13 protein-coding genes are annotated in these 16,093 nt (G+C 71.5%); 6 read left to right on the top strand and 7 right to left on the bottom strand.

The features are described 5' to 3' along the window. Window positions 1-35: 35 nt before the first annotated feature. The 6 genes from ACFVV1_RS39145 to ACFVV1_RS39120 all read right to left on the bottom strand — a co-directional run bounded on the left by ACFVV1_RS39145 (window position 36) and on the right by ACFVV1_RS39120 (window position 8,603). On the bottom strand, window positions 36-965 hold the full coding sequence (locus ACFVV1_RS39145; RefSeq protein ID WP_389999951.1) for a hypothetical protein: 930 nt from the start codon (window positions 963-965) through the stop codon (window positions 36-38). After that, complete coding sequence (locus ACFVV1_RS39140) at window positions 962-1,126, bottom strand: hypothetical protein (RefSeq protein ID WP_389999948.1); 165 nt, start codon at window positions 1,124-1,126, stop codon at window positions 962-964. The genes ACFVV1_RS39145 and ACFVV1_RS39140 overlap by 4 nt, the downstream gene beginning before the upstream one ends. Then, window positions 1,123-2,649: a hypothetical protein gene (locus tag ACFVV1_RS39135; RefSeq protein WP_389999945.1), complete on the bottom strand. Its 1,527-nt coding sequence runs from the start codon at window positions 2,647-2,649 to the stop codon at window positions 1,123-1,125. Before ACFVV1_RS39135 ends, ACFVV1_RS39140 begins: the two co-directional genes overlap by 4 nt. An 83-nt stretch (window positions 2,650-2,732) precedes the next feature. After that, entirely contained in the window at window positions 2,733-6,395 is a 3,663-nt protein-coding gene (locus ACFVV1_RS39130; RefSeq protein ID WP_389999942.1) for a hydantoinase B/oxoprolinase family protein, read from the bottom strand. Between the two features lie 177 nt (window positions 6,396-6,572). Further along, window positions 6,573-7,991, bottom strand: coding sequence for a HEAT repeat domain-containing protein (locus tag ACFVV1_RS39125; RefSeq protein WP_389999939.1), 1,419 nt, complete (start codon window positions 7,989-7,991; stop codon window positions 6,573-6,575). Between the two features lie 219 nt (window positions 7,992-8,210). Then, entirely contained in the window at window positions 8,211-8,603 is a 393-nt protein-coding gene (locus tag ACFVV1_RS39120) for an ankyrin repeat domain-containing protein (RefSeq protein ID WP_389999937.1), read from the bottom strand. Between the two features lie 335 nt (window positions 8,604-8,938). Here ACFVV1_RS39120 and ACFVV1_RS39115 point away from each other — a divergent pair, with 335 nt between their 5' ends. Continuing rightward, entirely contained in the window at window positions 8,939-9,133 is a 195-nt protein-coding gene (locus ACFVV1_RS39115) for a hypothetical protein (RefSeq protein WP_018103962.1), read from the top strand. A 37-nt stretch (window positions 9,134-9,170) separates the two neighbouring features. Continuing rightward, window positions 9,171-10,814, top strand: a complete 1,644-nt coding sequence (locus ACFVV1_RS39110; RefSeq protein ID WP_389999934.1) for a hypothetical protein — start codon at window positions 9,171-9,173, stop codon at window positions 10,812-10,814. A gap of 68 nt (window positions 10,815-10,882) precedes the next feature. Here the strand turns inward: ACFVV1_RS39110 and ACFVV1_RS39105 are convergent, their stop codons facing one another. Next, window positions 10,883-12,382, bottom strand: a complete 1,500-nt coding sequence (locus ACFVV1_RS39105) for a PLP-dependent aminotransferase family protein (RefSeq protein ID WP_389999931.1) — start codon at window positions 12,380-12,382, stop codon at window positions 10,883-10,885. Window positions 12,383-12,484: 102 nt separating this feature from the next. Between ACFVV1_RS39105 and ACFVV1_RS39100 the strand changes: the two genes are divergently transcribed. The 4 genes from ACFVV1_RS39100 (at window position 12,485) to ACFVV1_RS39085 (ending at window position 16,031) form a co-directional block, all read left to right on the top strand. Next, window positions 12,485-13,210: a YitT family protein gene (locus ACFVV1_RS39100; RefSeq protein WP_389999928.1), complete on the top strand. Its 726-nt coding sequence runs from the start codon at window positions 12,485-12,487 to the stop codon at window positions 13,208-13,210. Then, window positions 13,207-13,971, top strand: a complete 765-nt coding sequence (locus ACFVV1_RS39095; RefSeq protein ID WP_389999925.1) for a glycerophosphodiester phosphodiesterase — start codon at window positions 13,207-13,209, stop codon at window positions 13,969-13,971. Before ACFVV1_RS39100 ends, ACFVV1_RS39095 begins: the two co-directional genes overlap by 4 nt. A 46-nt stretch (window positions 13,972-14,017) precedes the next feature. Next, window positions 14,018-15,391 carry an MFS transporter gene (locus ACFVV1_RS39090; protein WP_389999923.1) on the top strand — a complete coding sequence of 458 codons (1,374 nt, stop codon included), beginning with the start codon at window positions 14,018-14,020 and terminating at the stop codon, window positions 15,389-15,391. A gap of 265 nt (window positions 15,392-15,656) precedes the next feature. Further along, window positions 15,657-16,031 (top strand): RNA polymerase-binding protein RbpA, encoded by a 375-nt coding sequence (locus ACFVV1_RS39085; protein WP_007262928.1) that lies wholly within the window; start codon window positions 15,657-15,659, stop codon window positions 16,029-16,031. Window positions 16,032-16,093 lie beyond the last annotated feature (62 nt).

The following is a 16,093-nucleotide window of genomic DNA, read 5'->3' as shown; positions in this document are numbered from 1 at the left end:
GGTGGTGGGGAGACGGCGGTGGTGGGACGGGGCGGTCAGGCGTGGAACGGCAGACCGGCGTCGGCGACCAGCTCCAGGTCGTCGGGGTCGGGCGGCGGCAGGAGCGTCGCCGTTCCGTCGGTGACGGGTACGACTCCGAGTTCCAGGAGTTCGGCCATGGCGGCGCTGCCGGCCATGTCGCGGACCTGGAGCTGGTAGCGGGCGGTGGTACGGAAGGCGCCCCCGGCGTCGTCCCCGGTGCGCTGGAGGAAGCCGGAGTCGGTGAGGAAGGCGACGGCCTTGCCGACGATGCCGGTGGTGGAGCCGGCCAGCCTCCGGGCGTCCTTCGTGGCTCCGGTGGAGCTGCGCCTGGCGTAGATCCGCCAGGCCGCCTCCAGCCCGGGGGCGTCGGTGGCCGGGTCGGTGTTGTCGCCGTGCTCCTCGGCCCGTTCCTCCAGGCGGTGGCAGGCCTGGCGGACAAACGAGTCGACGCCGTTGACGGTGATCCGGCCGATGTACGCGTCGTCGGCGAGGTCCTCGGGGCGCGGGAAGGCCATCGCGGCGACGGCGAGGTGGGCGAGCCCGTGCAGGAAGCGGTCGGCGGAGTCGGACGAGGCGCGGCGGGCGTAGTCGCCCATGCGGACGGCGAAGACCGAGTCCTCACCGGCGGTCACGGCCATGCCCGCGCGGGTGGACACCTCCAGCACGACCAGGCCGAGCCCGGTCGCCACGGCGTCGGCGAGCCGGGCGAAAGCGGGCTTCTCCCGGTAGCGGCGGAGCAGTTCGGCGTATTCGGCGTCGCGCGCGGGCAGCAGTTTGGGCTGCAGTCCGAATGCGACGAGCCGGGCGGCGTCGGCTGCGTCGGCCGGGGTGACGGGTGCGGCCGCGGCGGCCCCGGCCGGGTCGGCGGGCGCCGTGCTCTCGGTCGCGTACGCGGCGGTCGGCTCGCTCCACTCGTCGGCGTGCTGTGCGCGGTGGTCGCTCACGACTGTCGCTCCTTGCTGCGGAAACTCTTCGGTACGGGGTGGACGGCGCCGGGGCTCGTGGCAGCCGTCCTGAGCGGCGTGGTTCCGGCCGGTCCGGCGGCAGGGCGACGACGCCCCCGGCCGATGTGCGGCAGCAGTACGTCGCGGGGTGCGCCGCTCATGACGCCTCCGAGCGGTCCGCGGCCATTCCTGCCGCGTCCAGCAGGGCCGTGCCCACTATCAGGTCCGCACCGCCGAACTCCGGGTCGTCGAGCTGCGTCCCGTCGTCGACGGAGAACAACAGGCGCTGCTCGCCCTGCCGGTAGGCGGTGCCGACCGGCGGGCTCGCGGCGTGCACCGCGAGCAGGGCGACCAGGTAGGGCAGTTCGGAATCGCGGCGCCGGGCCTCCGCGAGGAGTCCGGAGAGCCGGCGCGGCGCGTCGTGCTCCAGGTCGAGGAGTTCCATGGCGCTCGCGAGCTGCTCCTCGCTGAACCTGCTGTCGTCCGGGGTGGCGATCAGATCGGGTTCGGGCATTTCGGCGCCCAGGTGTTCCCGCTCCAGGGGCGGGGTGAGCAGCATGTCGACGAGATCGCCGACCCGTACCGAGGTGGGGGTGCGCAGCCCGGTGCCGCGGGCGAAGAAGGCATCGGTCACGCGGATGGCCTGTTCGACGGGGAGCGGCAGCAGCGGGGCGACCAGCTGACCGTACAGATCGAGGCCGCTGCGGGCCGTGGGGGCGGCGAACGCCTGGCGGTCCTGTTCGGCGCGGAACAGCGGTCCGGCTTCCAGCAGTCGGGACTGCAGCTGGGTGTGTCGGCGGATGCAGTCCTTGACTATGTCGACGAGCTCGGCGGCGCGCCGCTTGCGCTCGGGCTCCTCCGCCTCGTCGCGCGCCTTGCGGATGTTGGTGAGGATCGCGTTCTCGTGACGGTAGCGGTCGGCGACGTGGTCGAGGGCCTCGGCGATCATGTCGGGGACGGCGTTGAGCCAGTCGACGGCCCGGACGTTGCGCCGGGTGGCCTCCAGCGTCTTGCGGAGGGTCTCCGCGTACTGCACGGTTCGGTAGCGGGCCTGTTCGGCGGCGAGCTGTGCGTCCGCGAGGCGGCCCCGGCTGATGAGAACCTCCAGCTTCACCTCGGCGGCGATCTGGGCGCTGGTGACGTCCGTGTCGAGGGCGCCGACCAGGACGTTGACCGCTTCGTCGGTGGCCCGGAGAAAGACGGTGCCGCCGTATCCCGGGACCTCTTCGATCAGCTTGAAGTCGTAATCGCGACGGACATACACCCCGTCGGGTCCGAAAGTGCCGTATACGGCACGGAATCCGCGGTCGACGCTGCCGACATTGATCAGGTTCTCCAGCACCCAGCGGGCGACCCGCTCGTGCTCGGCGGCCGGGCGGCCCGGGGCCTGGGCGGCGACGCGGGGAAGGAGCCTGGTCACTATCTGGTCGTGGTCGGCCCCCGTGTCGAAGTCCATGTTGAGCGTGACCAGGTCGATCGCGGCGAGTGCGACCTCGGCCATCGCGTAGACGGTGTACTCACCGGCCAGATTCGCCTTGCGCACATCGAGGTCGTGCAGCGGAGCCGTGCAGGCGAGCGCGCGCAGCCGTCGCGAGAGCCCCTCGTCGGCGGCCGGGCCCGGGGCGGGCCGCGGCCCCGCGCTGAGCTGGGGCGCAGCGATGTCCGTGTAGGCAGGCGAAGTCACGCTGCACAGATTAGGTCCTCACACCGACAACGGTCGAAACGGCGCAGAAGCGACCCCTTGCCCGAAGCCGGCCGGCCGCGGCATCACGACTGTCCGCCGCCACGCTCCGTACGGTCGTCGCCGCCCGGTTCCGGGGTTCCGTAGCCCCCGCCCCCCGGCGTGCGGAGCACCAGGACGTCCCCCCGCTCCAGGCCGGCGGTGTCGCAGCCGCGCAGCGGTGCGACCGTCCGGCCGTCCGCGCGCTCGATGTGCTGTTCGCCCAGCGCGCCGGGTTCTCCGCCCGCCATGCCGTACGGCCTCACCCGGCGGTGGCCGGAGAGCAGTGCCACGGTGACGGGTTCGAGGAAGCGGATGCGCCGCTCCACGCCGCAGCCGCCGTGCCAACGCCCTCCGCCCCCGCTGCCGTCCCGTACCCGGAAGCTCTCCAGCAGCACGGGGTAGCGCCATTCGAGGACTTCGGGGTCGGTGAGGCGGGAGTTGGTCATATGGGTCTGTACGGCGTCGGCGCCGTCGAAGCCGTCGCCCGCGCCCGAGCCGCTCGCCACCGTCTCGTAGTACTGGACGCGTTCGTTGCCGAAGGTGAGGTTGTTCATGGTGCCCGAACCCTCGGCCTGGATGCCGAGCGCCGCGTACAGGGCTCCGGTGACGGCCTGGGACGTCTCCACGTTTCCCGCGACGGTGGCCGCCGGATGGACCGGGGCCAGCATGGAGCCTTCCGGAATTCTGACCTCCAGGGGCTTGAGGCAGCCGCTGTTGAGGGGGATGTCGTCGGCGACCAGGGTCCGGAAGACGTACAGCACGGCTGCCATGACCACGGATTTCGGCGCGTTGAAGTTCCCCGGCTGCTGCGGCGAGGTGCCGGTGAAGTCGACGACCGCGCTTCGGGCTGCCGTGTCCACGGTGAGGGCGACCTCGATGACCGCGCCGTTGTCGGTCTCGTAGCGGTAGGCGCCGTCGTGCAGTGAGGCGATGATCCGGCGGACGGACTCCTCGGCGTTGTCCTGTACGTGTTGCATGTATGCGGCGACGGCATCGGGCCCGAACTGCTCCACCATGCGCCGGAGTTCGGCGATGCCCTTCTCGTTGGCGGCGATCTGGGCGCGGAGATCGGCGAGGTTGGTGTCCGGGTCGCGGGAGGGGTACGCGGCGGTGGTGAGCAGCTCGCGCGTCTCGCCCTCGCGGAATCTGCCGTTCCGTACCAGAAGCCAGTTGTCGAACAGCACTCCTTCCTCCTCGATGGTGTGGCTGAAGGCGGGCATGGAGCCGGGGGTGATGCCGCCGATCTCGGCGTGGTGTCCGCGTGAGGCGACGAGGAACCGCAGCCCGGGCCCCTCGTCGGCGGTCTCGTCGACGTCGAACACGGGTGTCACCACGGTCACATCGGGCAGGTGTGTGCCCCCGTGGTACGGGTCGTTGATGGCGTACACATCGCCGGGCCGCATCGCTCCGCCGTTACGCCGCAGCACCTCCTTGATGGACTCCCCCATCGAGCCGAGGTGCACGGGAATGTGCGGAGCGTTGGCGATGAGATTGCCGTCCGCGTCGAACAGGGCGCAGGAGAAGTCGAGCCGCTCCTTGATGTTGACGGAGTGGGCCGTGTTCTCCAGGCGCACGCCCATCTGTTCGGCGATCGACATGAAGAGGTTGTTGAAGACCTCCAGCATGACGGGGTCGACCCGGGTGCCGACGGCCGTGCGGTCCGGGCGCGGGCGGACCCGGGTGAGCAGCAGATGGCCGGTGTCGGCGAGAGCGGCCTGCCAGCCGGGGTCGACGACGGTGGTGGCATCCGCCTCGGCGATCACGGCGGGTCCGGTCACCATCTCCGCGGGGTGCAACTCCTCGCGTCGGTGGAGCGGGGTGTCCTGCCATCGGCCCCCGGCGAACATCCTGACGAGGTCGTGCGGTTGAGGCTCGGCGCTCTCACGGGGTGTACGGTCGGCGGGGGGCGGTCGGTGCTGTCCTGCCGTCCCGGTCGCCTCGACCGACACCGCCTCGACGACCAGGGGCCGGTCCATGGTGAACGCGTAGCGGGCGCGGTGCTGGGCGGTGAACGCCTCGGCCATGGCGGCCGTGGTGTCCAGGCCGACCGGCAGGCTGGAGTCCGTACCGGCGTAGCGCAGGAGCACGCGGGCGTGAGTACTGATGGCGCTGTCGGGGATGGCGTCGGCGCGCAGTTCGGCGCGGGTGCGGCGGGCGAGTTCGTCGCAGAGTTCGCCGACCGCGGTGCGAGTCGCCTCGTGCAGTTCCGCCTCGACGGACTGTTCGCGCATCGCGGTGGCGTCGGCGAGACCGATGCCGTACGCGGACAGCACGCCGGCCAGGGGCGGTACGAGGACGGTGTCGATGCCCAGGGCGTCGGCGACGGCGCAGACGTGCTGGCCTCCGGCGCCGCCGAAGCCGGTCAGGGCGTAGCGGGTGATGTCGTGTCCGCGCTGCACGGAGATCTTCTTGACCGCGTTCGCCATGTTGAGCACGGCGATCTCCAGGAATCCGGCGGCGACCTCGGCCGCGGTGCGGCGTGTTCCGGTGGCGCGCGCCACGTCATCGGCGAGCGCGTCGAAGCGGTCGCGGACGAGGTCCGCGTCGAGCGGGAGGTCGCCGTCCGGTCCGAAGACGGCCGGGAAGTGGGCGGGCTGGATCCGGCCGAGCATCACATTGGCGTCGGTGACGGTCAGCGGCCCGCCGCGGCGGTAGCAGGCCGGGCCGGGGATCGCGCCCGCCGAGTCGGGGCCGACGCGGTAGCGGTGGCCGTCGAAGTGCAGGACGGAGCCGCCGCCGGCCGCGACGGTGTGGATGTTCATCATGGGGGCGCGCATCCGCACCCCGGCCACCTGCGTGCCGAGTTCGCGCTCGAACTCACCCGCGTAGTGCGACACATCGGTGGATGTGCCGCCCATGTCGAAGCCGATGACGCGGTCGAATCCGGCCTGCCCGGACGTACGGGCCATACCGACCACGCCACCGGCGGGTCCGGAGAGCACCGCGTCCTTGCCGCGGAAGTGGGAGGCCTCGCGCAGCCCGCCGTTGGACTGCATGAACATCAGCCGGATGCCGTCGAGTTCGCGGGCGACCTCGTCGACGTACCGGCGCAGGATCGGCGAGAGGTAGGCGTCGACGACGGTGGTGTCACCGCGTGGCACGAGCTTGATGAGCGGGCTCACCTCGTGCGAGCAGCTGATCTGGGTGAAGCCCGCGTCACGGGCCGCGGCGGCCACGGCGCGTTCGTGTGCGGGGTGGCGGTAGCCGTGCATGAGGACGACGGCCGCGCTGCGCAGGCCGTCGGCCCGGGCGGCCCGCAGTCGCTCGGCCACCATGCCCCGGTCCAGTGGTGTCACGACCCGGCCGTGGGCGTCGATCCGTTCGGGGACCTCGATCACCCGCTCGTACACCGCTTCAGGCAGCAGGATACGGCGGTCGAAGAGTCTCGGTCTGTTCTGGTACGCGATGCGCAGGGCGTCCCGGAAGCCTTCCGTGATGACCAGGACGGTCGGCTCGCCGCGCCGCTCCAGCAGGGCGTTGGTGGCGACCGTCGTACCGATCTTCACCGTGCCGACCCGGTCGGCGGGGACCGGGTCGGCCGGGCCGAGGCCCAGCAGCCCCCGGATTCCGGCCACGGCGGCGTCGCGGTAGCGGTCCGGGTCGTGGGAGAGCAGCTTGCGGGTGACCAGGTACCCCTCGGGATTCCGGCCCACGACATCGGTGAAGGTCCCGCCACGGTCGATCCAGAACTCCCAGTGTCCGGTCATCCCTCCATACTGACCCGCGGCACCGACAACGGGCCGGACGGCACGGCAGGCTCCCCGGCGCACCGGCCGGCGGCACGGCGTGCCGTGCGCTCCGCGCGGCCCTCCCCGTTCGCGCCACGCGCCGCTGAGCGCGCAGCTCCGCACGCCCCCCGACGCGCGGCGCTGTGCGTGTTCCGGTCAGACCGCCGGGGCGTCGGGTCCGATCCTGCTGCGTACCGCCGTCTGCACCTCGGCCTCCTCGGCCGGGTCCGCGGCGAGCCGGCGCAGCCGCTCGGCGACCCTGATGTCGCCGGTCTCGGCGTGGAGCGCGGCGACCTCGCGGGTGGTCTCTTCGCAGTCCCACAGGCATTCGACGGCGAATCCGGTGGCGAAGGAGGGATCGGTCGCGGCCAGCGCGCGGGCCGCTCGGCCGCGCAGATGCGAGGAGGACGTCTCCCGGTAGACATGGCGCAGTACGGGTGCGGCGCAGGCGATGCCCAGCCTGCCCGTGCCGTCGACGAGAGTCCACAGGCGTGGCGCGTCCGGGCCTTCGCCCCGTACGGCCTCGCGGAGTGCGCCGAGGACCAGTGGGGCGTCCTGGGCCCCGCCCCGGCAGGCGAGCACGCCGGCTGCGCAGGCGCCGAGGGCGTCGGGCCGCCGGGCCCAGCGCCTGGCGCGCTCCACCGCCGCGTCGCCGCACATCCGCTCGAAGGCGGCGACGGCCGCGTCGGCGACGGTGCGCGAGGCACTGACCGCGGCGGTCTCGATCAGGTCGAGCACGGCCTGGTCCCTGGTCTCGGCCAGGTGATGCAGGGCGGCGCAGCGTGCGCCGTCCGGGCCGCTGCGGGCGGCCTCGATGATCGTGGACCGGTCCTCGGGGCCGGCGACGGCGGTGAGGCAGCGGGCGGCCGGGACATGGAGGACGCTGCCTCGTTCCAGCGCCTGCTGGGCCCAGTCGAAGACGGCCTGGACGCTCCATCCGGGGCGGGGGCCGCCGGGTCGCATCTGTCGCTGCCAGCGGTCGAAGGAGCCCTGTTCGGAGGCGGCCCTGACCCGAGCGCCGACCTCGTCGCGGGGGTCGTCGGCCCAGAGCCGCCAGGGGCGTGGTTCGAAGGCGTCCCGCACGGCTGCGGCCAGCTCGGCGGCGCCCTCCTCGGTGGCCGGGAACCGGCCGAGCACGGGTACGGCGAGGGCGCGGAGCCCCGCGTCGTCGTCGCGCAGGGCGAGCTCGTCGAGGGCCCAGGCCCAGTTGGCCCCGGTCGCGGCGTACCGCCGCAGCAGTGCCAGGGCGTCGTCCCGTCCGTACGAGGCGAGGTGACCGAGTACGGCGAGGGCCAGCCCGGTGCGTGAGTCGTCGGTGTCGAGGTGGTCGTCGGGATCGCCCAGGTGGCGCTCGATCTCTTCGATGCCGCCGTCGAGGTCGAGATACAGGCGTGCGTAGTAGAGCGAGCGGTTCTCCACCTGCCAGTCGTGGCGCGGATCGCTCAGGACGCAGTGGTTGAGAGCCGCCAGCGCCTCGGGGCGTGGTGCGGCAAGCGCGTGGAGCGTGCCGTCGCCACGGCCCCTCTGCAGCAGGCCGAGCAGGGTGCCGCTCGGCGCTATGAACGGATCAAACATGAAAAAAGCCTCACATCAAGCTGTCGACGCAACCGGGACTGTGCAGTTCCAAGTGCCGGGTGGGGCACTACGCCGCGCAGCAACATGATCGGCCGACCGCCGTCTTCTGCTTGGTGTAGACCATCTTCCTCTGCCTCTCGTCGGTGGCCCGAATCGGGCCCGCGACGTCATGATGACCCAGTCATTTCGCCACCGCGACCACATTTACGACGTACCCGGTCAGCGGGCGCCGAAGAGTTCCAGCAGGTCGGCCTTGCCGAACATGCGTGCGGTGTCCAGCGCGGAGGGTGTTCCGGCCGCCGGGTCGGCCCCCGCGGCGAGCAGCGCCTCGATCACCGCACCCTCACCCTTGAAGACGGCTCCGGCGAGAGGGGTCTGTCCGCGGTCGTTGGCCCGGTCCGGGTCGGCGCCCCGGGCGACGAGGGCGGTGACCGCGGCGCCATGGCCGTGGTACGCGGCGAGCATCAGCAGCGAATCGCCCCGGTCGTTGGTGAGGTTCACGGGGACACCCGCGTCGACGTACGCGGCGAGCGTGTCGGCCTCACCGCGGCGGGCCAGGTCGAAGACCTTGGTCGCCAGCTCGACCACCTCGGGATCGGGGGTTTCGCTCATCGGACGGACCGCCTTCCATTAATCGGTTTCACCACTGTTGACCTGCGGGGGCGTACGCCGCGGGGGCCGTACGAGTGAATCGACAGGGTACTGCTCAACCGCACGCACGACCGGCCCGCCCACCGCGGCGGATCACGCCCGAGGGTGGGGGAACAGTGCGCGACACCGAATGTTCCGCGCCCCCGGTGTTCAGCCGACGCCCTTCCTGCATCCCCTGTCGTCCAATCAAGTGAAAATACCGACTTTTCACTCAAATGCAGCTTTTATCGTATAGATACTTCTGGTGAACCTGGAAGGACTCATGGTGACTGTCCCCCCAACCAGGAGAACTTCTCATGATCCTGTCCATGTCAGGCGTAGTCATCCTCGGCATCATCGTCTTCCTGTTCTTCAGGAAGGACGGCCTCAAGGCATCGCACGCCCTCGTCACTGCCCTGTTCGGCTTCTATCTGGCAGGCACCGCCATCGCACCGAGCATCACCGCGGGCGGCGCGAGTCTCGCCGGCCTCTTGGGCGGGATCAAATTCTGACCCTCCGCGACCGCTCCCACCCCTTCAGGAGACCGACGTGGCCCGGCGACCACTCCCCCGCATTCTGAGCAGCGGCACCGCATCGATCACTCGCAGCCGCGAGTTCGCGCGCACGGCCGCCGACAACGCCACGGACGTCCTCCATCCGCTGATCATGATCACCCGTGGTCTGCGGCTGCTGGCCGGAGCCGGACGGCAGAAGTGGACCGCGACGCCCAAGGACAAACGTGGTCCGGTGCTTTTCTCCGTCGCGGCCTGCGTCATGGTGGTCGCGCTCTTCCCCTACGGGTCCGTGCTCGCCCTGGTCACGGTGATGGGCGCCGCCGCATGGAAGGGGCGGGAGCGGACCCCCGTCAGGACCGGCCCCGACGAAGCGGAGACCGGACGGCTGCGGTCCCTGTACGAGGCGCTCGTGCCGTACTTCTCCGTGGCCGCCGACCCCAGTCCGCTGTTCGCCCACGGCGGCGACTGGGACAAGACCTTCAGCGACTACGAATTCGACGGCGACGGGCGCCTGACGCGTCTTCAGGTGACGTACCCCGCCTACTTCCCCGACAGCGAGGCCGATTCCCGCGCCCGGATCGAGCAGCTGCTGCACGCCAAGTCGGGCCGCGGCCGCGAGTACCACTTCTCCTGGGACGAGGAGGGCAACCGGCTCGTCATGAGCGTGCTCGACGCCCTGCCCACCTCGATCGGCGCCCAGCGTTTCGTCACCGCACCGGGCGAGACCGTGCTCGGTTTCACCGACGGCGACGCGGTGCAGCGCACCGTTCCCGTGAGCGACGGCGACGCGACCCGCGACGCGCCTCCCGTCGTCTGGCGGACCGGCGCCCGCTCCACCGAGCCGCATCTGCTGGCCGTCGGGCAGCCCGGCAGCGGCACCACCACGCTGATGCGCTCCATCGCCCTGCAGGCGCTCCAGCACGGCGACATCCTGATCATCGAAGGGAGCGGCACCGGCGAGTACGCCTGCCTGACCGGGCGCGACGGCGTACTGGCCGTCGAGTGCGGCCTGGCCGGCGCGCTGGCGACCCTGGAGTGGGCGGCCCACGAGACGGAGCGGCGGCTGATCGCGGCGAACCGGGCCCGGCAGTCCGGCCACCCCGCCCCCGACGACATCAAGCGCCCGCTCTGGGTACTGCTGGACCGGCCCAGCGTCCTCGGCCATCTGGCGGCCGCCGACGGTAGGCCCGATCCCCAGGAGCTGCTCCAGGTGCCGCTGCGGCACGGCAGGGCGGCCAACGTCACCGTGGTCGTCACCGACCAGTTCGACAGCCTGGACACCCTCGGCGAGACCGTCAGGACCCACACCCGGGCCCGGGTCGTGCTCGGCCACTGCTCCCGCGACCAGGTCGAGTCGGTGCTCGGCACGGAGCCGCACACCACCCCGACGCCGAACGTCCCGCCCGGCCGGGGGTACGCGCGACTGGGCACCGGCCCCGTACTGCGGCTCCAGGTTCCGGCCACGCCCGATCCGTACGACGAGGCGACCAGCGAGGCACAGCGGCAGGCGGTCCTCGGCCTGCTCCCCGAACGGCAGGCGCCGGCCGAGGCACCGGTCCCGGCCGAGGAGGCCGAGGAGCCCGGACCCGTCGGGGCGAGCGTCCCGGACCCGGCGATGCCGCACCCCCTGACCGCGGCCGTGGCCGTGGCTGCCGAGAGCATGCGGGTCGGCGACTGAACGGACCGGCACAGAACGGTGCGGGGGCGGCGGACCGGCCGGTCCGCCGCCCCCGCACCGTCGTACGGTCAGGCGACGAAGGTGCGCGGCGCCTCCACCCCCGCACCCGCCCCCGAAGCCACCAGCTGCGCCGCCGCCGCGAGCCGTACCGCCGCCTCGTCCGCGACCGGCCCCCCGACCGTGAACGGCAGCCGTACGTACCCCTCGAAGGCGCCGTCGACACCGAACCGGGGACCGGACGGAACGCGTACACCGACCCGCTCCCCCGCCACCGCCAGCCGGGAGCCCGAGAGGCCGCCGGTACGCACCCAGAGCGTCAGCCCCCCGCGTGGAACCGAGAACTCCCAGTCCGGCAGCTCCCGGCGGAGCGCGGCAACGAGCGAGTCCCGGTTCTCCCGCGCCTGTTCACGCCGGACCTGCACGGCCTGCTCCCAGCCGCCGGTGCGCATCAGCCAGTTGACGGCAAGCTGCTCCAGGACGGGCGTACCCATGTCGGCGTAGGCCCGGGCGGCCACCAGGCTGCGGATCACGTCCGGGGCGGCCCGCACCCAGCCGATGCGCATACCGGCCCAGAAGGCCTTGCTCGCCGATCCGACGGTGAGCACGGTCGAGCCCGCCGGATCGAAGGCGCAGACCCGGCGTGGCATCCGCACATCGTCGTCGAGGTACAGCTCGTTCATGGTCTCGTCGACGACGAGGACGGTGCCGGCGGAGCGGGCGGCGTCCACCAGGTCGCGTCGCCGGTCCTCGTCGGCCAGCGCGCCGGTGGGGTTGTGGAAGTCGGCGACGACGTAGGCGAGTCGCGGCGCCGCGTCCCGCAGCACCTGCCGCCACCGGTTCATGTCCCACCCGCCGAGCCCCTCCTCCATCGCCACCGGCACCAGCCGGGCGCCCGCCTCCCGCATCAGCTGCAGGATGTTGGCGTAGCTCGGGGACTCCACCGCGATCCGTTCGCCGCGGCCCGCGAAGAGGTGGCAGATCGCGTCGATCGCGCCCATCGCGCCGGTGGTGACCATGATCTGTTCGGGCATGGTCGGGATGCCGCGCTCGCAGTAGCGGTCGGCGATCATCTGCCGCAGAGCGGGCAGACCGGCCGGGTAGTCGCCATGGGTGTGGGCGTACGGTGCCAGTTCCTCCAGGGCGCCCTGGACCGCCCGGGTCAGCCACGGTTCGGGGGCGGGCAGCGAGGCGCAGCCCAGGTCGATCATCGAACCGAGCGATTCCGGCGGGAGGGGTTCCAGGCCGCGTGCGGGCAGCGGGTTGCCCGCGGGCACGGCCGTCCAGCTGCCGGCACCGCGGCGGGACTCCAGGAACCCCTCGGTCCGCAGCGCCTCGTACGCGGCGGCGACGGTGGTGCGGCTGACGGACAGGGCGAGCGCCAGTTCACGCTCCGCGGGGAGCCGGGCGGCCACCGGCACCCGGCCTTCGAGGACGAGTAGACGGACCCCGTCGGCCAGCGCACGATAGGCGGGCGGCCTGCGGGCGCCCGGTCCGGTGTGTCGGGACTGTTGGGCCTGGAGCTGCCGGGCGAGCTGCGCCGCACCGACTGCCGAAGTCCACTGCGCCATCGAAATCAGTCCACCTTCCTCGGATTGGCCATAGTTGGCGGCCAATCCCCTGCCACAGAGTGACATGCGGCAGTCCACCACCACCACTCCAGGGGGCACTTCTTGTCCATCACCCCCGTCCCTCGCGGGGCGCACCTCACCCGAAGGCTGATTCAGCTGTACGTCGGGCTCACGCTGTACGGGGCGAGTTCGGCGCTCCTGGTCCGTGCCGGTCTCGGCCTCGAGCCCTGGGGAGTGCTGCATCAGGGGCTCGCGGAGCGCACCGGACTGTCCATCGGAGTCGTCTCGATCATCGTCGGCGCCGCCGTTCTGCTGCTGTGGATACCGATCAGGCAGCGTCCGGGGCTCGGCACCGTCTCCAATGTCTTCGCCATCGGCATCGCCATGGACGGCACACTGGCGCTCGTGCCCGACGTGCACGGCCTCGCCGCGGAGATCGCCGTCATGGTCGCGGGGGTCGTGGTCAACGGTGTCGCGACGGGGCTGTACATCGCGGCGCGGTTCGGCCCGGGACCGCGCGACGGACTCATGACCGGTCTGCATCTGCGTACCGGCCGCTCCATCCGGCTGGTCCGCACCCTGATCGAGGTGGCGGTCGTGGCGACCGGCTTCGTGCTCGGCGGCTCACTCGGCGCGGGAACGGTTCTCTACGCCCTGGCCATCGGCCCGCTCGCCCAGTTCTTCCTGCGCTTCTTCGCGATCGACGGCAAGCCGGCCGGGGAGACCGCCGCCGGAGCCGCTGACGAGGCGGCCGTCGTACCCACGCCGGACAATGGAGACACCACCGTCACCGCCCGGACTCCGAAGCAGGCGATACTGCCGCAGTGACCTCCGTACGCCACCCCTATCTGGACCATCCCGCGACGATTCCCTTCGCCCACCGAGGCGGCGCCGCCGACGGGATCGAGAACACGACGGCCGCGTTCCGCCGGGCCGCCGACGCCGGATACCGCTACTTCGAGACCGATGTGCACACCACGGCGGACGGCCGTCTGGTGGCCTTCCACGACGCCACTCTGGACCGGGTGACGGACGCCCGGGGCCGGATAGCCGAGCTGCCGTGGAGCGAGGTGCGGCGGGCCAAGGTGGCGGGCCGGGAGCCGCTGCCGCTGTTCGAGGAGCTGCTGGAGACATTCCCGGAAGCCCGCTGGAACGTCGACATCAAGGCCGGGCCGGCCCTGGTCCCCCTGGTCGACCTGATCCGCCGGACGGACGCCTGGGACCGGGTCTGCGTCGGCTCGTTCTCGGAGGCCAGGGTCGCCCGGGCCCACCGTCTCGCGGGGCCCCGGCTCGCTACCTCCTACGGCGTCCGCGGCGTGCTGGGCCTGCGGCTGCGCTCGCTCGGCATTCCGGCGGCGCTGCGGGCCGGCGCCGTGTGCGCGCAGGTGCCGGAGAGCCAGAACGGCGTCCGGGTGGTCGACCGCCGCTTCGTGCGCGAGGCGCACGCACGCGGACTTCAGGTGCACGTCTGGACGGTGAACGAACCCGAGCGGATGGCGGCGCTCCTCGACCTCGGCGTGGATGGCATCATGACCGATCACATCGAGACGCTGCGTACGGTGCTGAGCGAGCGGGGGGCCTGGGCCTGACGCGGGTCGTGCGAGGTCTCCACGGGGAGAGACGAGGGGGAGCGCTTTGAGCGCCGAGACCGCGGACACCGCCGAGCCGACGGAGCTCGCGACGGGTTCCGCAGACGCCGCGAGCCGCAGACGGGAACAGCGCGGCTGGTATTTCTACGATTTCGCCTGCTCCGTCTACTCGACCAGTGTCCTGACGGTGTTCCTCGGCCCCTATCTGACGTCGGTCGCCAAGGCGGCCGCCGACGCCGACGGTTTCGTGCACCCGCTGGGCATACCGGTGCGCGCCGGGTCGCTCTTCGCCTACGCGGTCTCCGTGTCGGTGGTGATCGCGGTGCTCGTGATGCCGGTCGTGGGCGCCGCCGCGGACCGTACGGGGCGGAAGAAGCCGCTGCTCGCGACCGCCGCCTATGTGGGGGCCGCCGCCACCACCGGCATGTTCTTCCTGGACGGTCACCGTTATCTGCTCGGCGCCCTCCTGCTGATCGTGGCCAACGCCTCGATCTCGGTGTCGATGGTGCTCTACAACGCCTATCTGCCGCAGATCGCCGAACCGGAGGAGCGGGACGCGGTCTCCTCGCGCGGCTGGGCGTTCGGATACACCTCGGGCGCGTTCGTTCTCGTCCTGAACCTGGTGCTGTACACGGGCCACGACTCCTTCGGTCTCTCCGAGTCCGACGCGGTGCGGATCTGTCTCGCGTCGGCCGGCGTCTGGTGGGGCGCCTTCACGCTCGTACCGCTGCGACGGCTGCGCGACCGGCGGGTGACACCGGGCGGCGAAGGGGCGGTCGGTTCGGGGTGGCGGCAGCTGATGAACACCCTGCGCGACATGCGCCGCCATCCGCTGACGCTCTCCTTCCTGCTGGCGTACCTCGTCTACAACGACGGCGTGCAGACGGTGATCTCCCAGGCTTCGGTGTACGGCTCCGAGGAGCTGGGCCTGGACCAGACGACGCTGATCACGGCCGTGCTGCTGGTGCAGGTGCTCGCGGTGGCCGGAGCGCTGGGGATGGGCCGGCTGGCGCGGGTGTACGGCGCGAAGCGCACGATCCTCGGCTCGCTCGTCGTCTGGACGCTGATTCTCGTCGCCGGCTATTTCCTGCCCGCCGACGCGCCGGTCTTCTTCTATGTGCTGGCCTCGGCGATCGGCCTGGTGCTCGGCGGCAGCCAGGCGCTTTCGCGCTCGCTGTTCTCCCATCTGGTGCCGCGCGGCAAGGAGGCCGAGTACTTCTCCGCGTACGAGATGAGCGACCGCGGACTGAGCTGGCTGGGGCCACTGGTGTTCGGGCTCGCGTATCAGCTGACCGGGAGCTACCGGGATGCGATCATCTCGTTGGTGATCTTCTTCGTGGTCGGTTCCGTACTGCTCGCGAGGGTGCCGATCCGGCGGGCCGTGGCGGCCGCGGGCAATCCCGTGCCCGAACGGATTTAGACGTTGAAGTGAAAGGCCGGTAGTGTACGCCTTTGGCCTGCCCGGAGGACCGTTACTGCGAGCGGAAGAAGCCAAACCGTTGGGTGACAACTTCTGCCAGATGTGACAAACCGGGCATTGGCGGGTACCCCAACCCTGAAGAAGCAGCGGCACGACGGGCGACGCATGACCGGCAACGGGAATCTTTACCGCCGACCGGACGTTGACCGGATGACGACGACAGCGACACCTGTCCTGTGGGCGACAAGCCCGGGAGGCACGATTCATGAGTGAGCGAGCTCTCCGCGGCACGCGACTCGTGGTTACCAGCTACGAGACGGACCGCGGCATCGATCTGGCCCCGCGCCAGGCGGTGGAGTACGCATGCCAGAACGGACATCGATTTGAGATGCCGTTCTCGGTAGAGGCGGAAATTCCGCCGGAGTGGGAGTGCAAGGCGTGCGGCGCCATGGCACTCCTGGTGGACGGGGATGGCCCCGAGGAGAAGAAGGGCAAGCCTGCGCGTACGCACTGGGACATGCTCATGGAGCGGCGCACACGCGAGGAGCTGGAGGAGGTGCTGGCCGAGAGGCTGGCGGTTCTGCGCTCCGGAGCCATGAACATCGCCGTGCATCCGCGGGACAGCAGGAAGTCTGCCTGACCGCCTGACACCGCCGTACGACAGAGCCGCGGGCTGTGACACACCGAGTGTGTGTCACAGCC

The sequence above is a fragment of the Streptomyces sp. NPDC058092 genome (assembly GCF_042884935.1).
Lineage (GTDB): Bacteria > Actinomycetota > Actinomycetes > Streptomycetales > Streptomycetaceae > Streptomyces.
This window is presented reverse-complemented; position numbering and strand designations above follow the sequence as displayed.

Excerpts from the sequence above, each read along its gene's own strand:
- ACFVV1_RS39105 (WP_389999931.1), bottom strand. The coding sequence starts at position 12,382 with ATGGCGCAGTGGACTTCGGCAGTCGGTGCGGCGCAGCTCGCCCGGCAG.
- ACFVV1_RS39120 (WP_389999937.1), bottom strand. The coding sequence starts at position 8,603 with ATGAGCGAAACCCCCGATCCCGAGGTGGTCGAGCTGGCGACCAAGGTC.
- ACFVV1_RS39140 (WP_389999948.1), bottom strand. The coding sequence starts at position 1,126 with ATGAGCGGCGCACCCCGCGACGTACTGCTGCCGCACATCGGCCGGGGG.
- ACFVV1_RS39115 (WP_018103962.1), top strand. The coding sequence starts at position 8,939 with ATGATCCTGTCCATGTCAGGCGTAGTCATCCTCGGCATCATCGTCTTC.
- ACFVV1_RS39125 (WP_389999939.1), bottom strand. The coding sequence starts at position 7,991 with ATGTTTGATCCGTTCATAGCGCCGAGCGGCACCCTGCTCGGCCTGCTG.
- ACFVV1_RS39130 (WP_389999942.1), bottom strand. The coding sequence starts at position 6,395 with ATGACCGGACACTGGGAGTTCTGGATCGACCGTGGCGGGACCTTCACC.
- ACFVV1_RS39085 (WP_007262928.1), top strand. The coding sequence starts at position 15,657 with ATGAGTGAGCGAGCTCTCCGCGGCACGCGACTCGTGGTTACCAGCTAC.